This window comes from Acidimicrobiales bacterium (genome assembly GCA_036273495.1).
Classification (GTDB): domain Bacteria; phylum Actinomycetota; class Acidimicrobiia; order Acidimicrobiales; family JAJPHE01; genus DASSEU01.
This window is the reverse complement of record DASUHN010000309.1, coordinates 1-4,257: the sequence shown is the minus strand read 5'-3', so window position 1 is coordinate 4,257 and position 4,257 is coordinate 1. Positions and strand designations below refer to the sequence as shown.

The window sequence follows — 4,257 nt, the reverse complement described above, 5'->3', positions numbered from 1 at the left end:
CGGCGGGCGCGGCCGCCGGGCTCCCCCTCTACCGATGGGCCCAGCGCCGTCCTCGTGCCGCCGCACCGGTCGACGCCGGCTCGCCCTCCACCTTGGATCGCCCGTCGTGCGGGTGAGCGTCGACGTCCGCCCGCTGGGCCTGCCCGGCATCGGCCGCTTTGCCACCGAGCTGGCGGCGGCGCTGCTCCGGCGGGGAGGGGATCCCGAGGTGGTGACCCTGGGCCCGGCCGGCCGATCGAGCCGGCGACCGCCGGCCCGGCGGGGGGCCGGCCTCGGTCCGGCTGCCCCGGCCCCGCCGCCGGGATCGGTTGCCGTGCGCTCCGGGCCCTTCGGCGTCGGCGAGCAACTGGAGCTGCCCCGCCTCCTCCGCCGCCTCGGGGTGGACGTCCACCACGCCACGCATCTCTCCGTGCCCCGCCGGTCACCGGTCCCCGTCGTGCTGACGGTCCACGACCTGTTCCCGCTGAGCCATCCCGGCCACGCCCGCTCGCCGGTGGCCCGGACCTACTACCGGGCGGCGCTCCCCTCGGCGGTGCGGTCCGCCGCCGCCGTCGTGGCCGTCTCGGAGTTCACCGCCGCCGAGCTCGACCGCCTCTTCGGCGTCCGGGCCGCGGCCGTGATCGGCCACGGCGTAGACCACGCCGCCTGGTCCGCGGACCCGGACGGCTCGGGCTGCCCGGCGGGATATCCGGCTCTGCCCCGGCCGTACGTGCTGTACGTCGGCACCGCCAAGCCCCACAAGAACCTCCTCACCCTCCTGGCGGCGCACCACGCCCTGCCCTCCTCGGCGGCCCCCCCGCTGGTCCTGGCCGGCCCGACCGCCCGGGAGGTGGCCAGAGCGGTGCCCGCAGCCGTCCCGTCGGACCGGCTGGTGGTGCTCGGCCGCGTCCCCGATGCGTGGCTGCCTCCCCTGTACCGGGGGGCGGCGGTCCTGGCGGTGCCGTCGCTGTACGAGGGGGTGGGTCTGGCGGCGTTGGAGGCCATGTCGTTCGGGATCCCGGTGGTGGCCGCCGACAGCCCCGGCCTCCGCGACACGGTCGGCGACGCGGCGGCGCTGGTCCCTCCCACCGAGGTGGAGGCCTGGGCCGACGCCCTGGTGCGGATGAGCGGCACCTCTGCATTGCGCGACGTAGTCGTCGCTCGCGGCCGGGAGCGAGCGGCGGCCCACCGCTGGGACGACGCCGCCGCCGGGTACGCCGCCGTCTACGACGCCGTGACCGGGGGGACTCCGTGACGGTGGTGCTGCACGTGCTGGAGGCGCTCGAGGGCGGAACGGCACGCCATGTCTCCGATCTGGTGCGCCACGTGCAGGACGTGACCCATCACGTAGCTGTTCCCCAGCACCGCGTGGGAGGGACGACCGACACCCTGGCCGTGCCCGAGATGGAGGCCCTCGGCGCGACCGTGCACCGGGTCGACATGCGCCGGGCCCCTGCTAGCCCTCACAACACCTCCGCACTACTCGTTCTCCGCCGGCTCGTCCGCCGTCTCCGGCCCGACGTCGTGCACGGCCACAGCGCCGTCGGCGGGGCGCTGGCCCGCATGGCTGCGGCGGATGCGCCCACCCGGCGCCTCTACACCCCGAACGGCCTGCACCCGTCCGTCGTGGCCATGAACGTGGAGCGGGGTCTGGGCTCTCTGACCCACGCCCTCGTCGCCGTGTCCGCCAGCGAGGCGGCCGCGGCGGCGGTCCGGGGCCTCGCCCCGCCGGACCGCGTCGTGACCATCCCCAACGGCATCGACCTGACGGCGCCGGCAGACGGCGGCGACCGGCCCCCGGTCGACGTCCGGCACCTCCTCGGGCTGCCCGCCGCGGGCCCGATCGTCGGGTTCGTGGGCCGCCTCGTTCCCCAGAAGGCACCCGAGCTGGTGATCGAGGCCGCCGCCCTCGTCCACCGGGAGCGCCCGGGGGCCGCCACGGTCCTGATCGGTTCGGGCCCCCGCGAGCAGGCTCTGCGCGCCCTCGTCGGGAGGCGGGGCCTGACCGGCTCGGTCCATCTGATCCCCTACCTGCCGCGCGCCGCTCTGGTCATGGACCAGTTCGACGTTCTCTTCCTGCCTTCGCTGTACGAGGGCTGCCCGTACACCGTGTTGGAGGCGATGCGGGCGCGCACTCCGGTCGTCCTCTCGGATGCCGTCGGCAACCGCGACCTGGTGACCGACGGGGTCAGCGGCCGCCTCGTCCGCCAGGGCCACCCCGACGACGCCGCCGCCGCCCTCCTGGACGTGCTCGACGACCCGGGTGCCGCCCGGGGGAGGGCAGAAGCCGCCCTGGTCCACCTGACCGAGCATCACGACATACGTCGGACCGCCGCCGCCACCGGCGAGCTCTACACCCGGTCGACCTGAGAGCCGAACGGCCCGGACAGACGCCTTCGGCCGCGTCTCTACCCGAGAGGGCCCAGCAGGTCTGATGCAAAGGCATCGGCGATCTCGGACCAGCGGTAGCGGGTACCGACCAGGCGGCGTCCGGCCCCCGCCACCTGAGCGGCCAACCCGTCGTCGTCGAGGAGGCGGACCACGGCTTCGGCGAGCGCCACCGGCGAGTCTCCGACCAGAACGTCGCGTCCGGCCTGAGCGTCTATGCCCTCGAGGCCGATGGTCGTGCCCGCCACGGGACGACCGGCCGCCATCGCCTCCAGGGCCTTCACCCGGCTTCCGGTCCCTATCCGCACCGGGACGATCGCCACCCGGGACGCTTCCAGGAAGGGGGCCACGGCGGGAACGTCGCCATGCACGGTCACTCCGTCGATCGCCGCCAGCGCCGCCACGTCCGCCACGGGACGGCGGCCCACCACCACCAGGTCCGCCTCCCGGATGCGCCGGCGCACGAGCGGCAGGACCTGGTGCGCGAACCAGGACACGGCGTCCACGTTGGGGAGGAAGTCGAGGGTCCCGGTGAAGACGATGGAACGTCCGGCCGGCAGGGGCGACACCGGGAAGCGGTCGGGATCGACACCGTTGGGCGTGATCATGACCGCCGGGGCAGGCGGCGCGGGTGGGCGCGTCGGGGCCGGCGCCAGAAGCTCCCGACCGTCCTCCTCCGACACCACCGCCACCACATCGGTCGCCCCGGTGAGCCGGCGCTGGAAGCGCCGGGCGGCAGCGGCCTCGGCACCGAGCAGCAGCCGCTGGCGCCGCCCCACCGCCAGCACCGCCGCCTGCTCGGCCATGCGCGACGGCACGTTCTGCACGCCGACGCTGCGAACCCGGCCCAGACCCTCCGGAACGATGCCGGCCAGTCCGAGGTGCTCGACGTGCACCACGTCGTACCGCTGCGCCCCAGAGACCGATCCGGCCCGCAGGTCACCCAGCGCCCGTCCGAGCACCGCCCGCTCGGCCCGCTTGTCGGCCACCTCGGCGGGCAGGCGGGCCCCCGCCACCCGCCAGACGTCACGGGCCCGGCGGACGGCGCGCCGGCTCGGCACCCGGCGGGGCGGCACCGCCACCTCCTCCACCGAGGACACCGCGCCGGCGACCGCGGGATCCGAGAGGGTGCCCGCCAACAGAAGGTCGACCTCCGCCCCGGCGCGGACCAGGCCGTCGAGCAGATGGGCCTGCCGGATCGACCCCCCGCCCCGCTCGTGATCGGGGGCCTCGGCGGTGACCCACAGCACCCGCACGCTCACGCGACCAGTCCCTGCGTCACGAGCAGGATGAGGAAGGGATCGATGCCCACGCGCAGGCGGCTCTCGCCGAGGACCGGGATGGTCACGAGGACCAGCAGAACCGGCGCCAGCCACAACGCCCGGTGCCCCTGGCGCCCAGCGCCACCCGTGTCAGGGGCGGGGCCAGAAGGAGGCCGCTCGGCTCGGCGCCGGAGCAGGACCCGCCCGGCGCCGAAGGCCCCGAGGACGGCGAGGGCCAGCAGGCCGAAGGCGTCCGATTCGGCCCACCCCGGTGAGAAGCCGTTGGCGCCCCACGAGGCACGGGCATCGGAGACCCCGGTGAGATCGAACAGCCGCAGCAGGTTCCATCCGGCGACCCGGAACGGGTACGCCGGGTGGGCGCGGATGTAGTGGAAGGAGGCGGAGCGCAGCGCCGCCTCCTCCTGGATCTCGGTCCCGCCCAGGAGATGGCGGTATTCCGGGACATCGCTCGTCGGGCGCCACGCCGCCGGCACGAGCGGGTCGTGGGCGGCGGTGTCGTTGTAGGTGCCGGACGCGACCAGGCCGCCCTGGGTGGTGACGGGGACGAACCGGCCCATCACCACGGCGTCGCGCACCAGCCACGGGGTGACGGCCAGCCCGGCCGCAC

Annotated in this window: 4 protein-coding genes; 2 read left to right on the top strand and 2 right to left on the bottom strand. The window is 75.6% G+C overall.

From position 1 onward, the window contains the following. Positions 1-112 precede the first annotated feature (112 nt). Together VFW24_13125 and VFW24_13120 are read left to right on the top strand one after the other, a co-directional pair. On the top strand, positions 113-1,234 hold the full coding sequence (locus VFW24_13125) for a glycosyltransferase family 1 protein (GenBank protein HEX5267706.1): 1,122 nt from the start codon (positions 113-115) through the stop codon (positions 1,232-1,234). Beyond that, positions 1,231-2,349 carry a glycosyltransferase family 4 protein gene (locus VFW24_13120; GenBank protein HEX5267705.1) on the top strand — a complete coding sequence of 373 codons (1,119 nt, stop codon included), beginning with the start codon at positions 1,231-1,233 and terminating at the stop codon, positions 2,347-2,349. The genes VFW24_13125 and VFW24_13120 overlap by 4 nt, the downstream gene beginning before the upstream one ends. 38 nt (positions 2,350-2,387) lie before the next feature. On the opposite strand, the gene VFW24_13115 is transcribed toward VFW24_13120, so the two are convergent. Continuing rightward, entirely contained in the window at positions 2,388-3,629 is a 1,242-nt protein-coding gene (locus VFW24_13115; protein ID HEX5267704.1) for a glycosyltransferase, read from the bottom strand. Next, on the bottom strand, positions 3,626-4,257 hold a 632-nt coding region (locus tag VFW24_13110), incomplete at its 5' end, for a hypothetical protein (protein ID HEX5267703.1). The genes VFW24_13110 and VFW24_13115, both read right to left, overlap by 4 nt.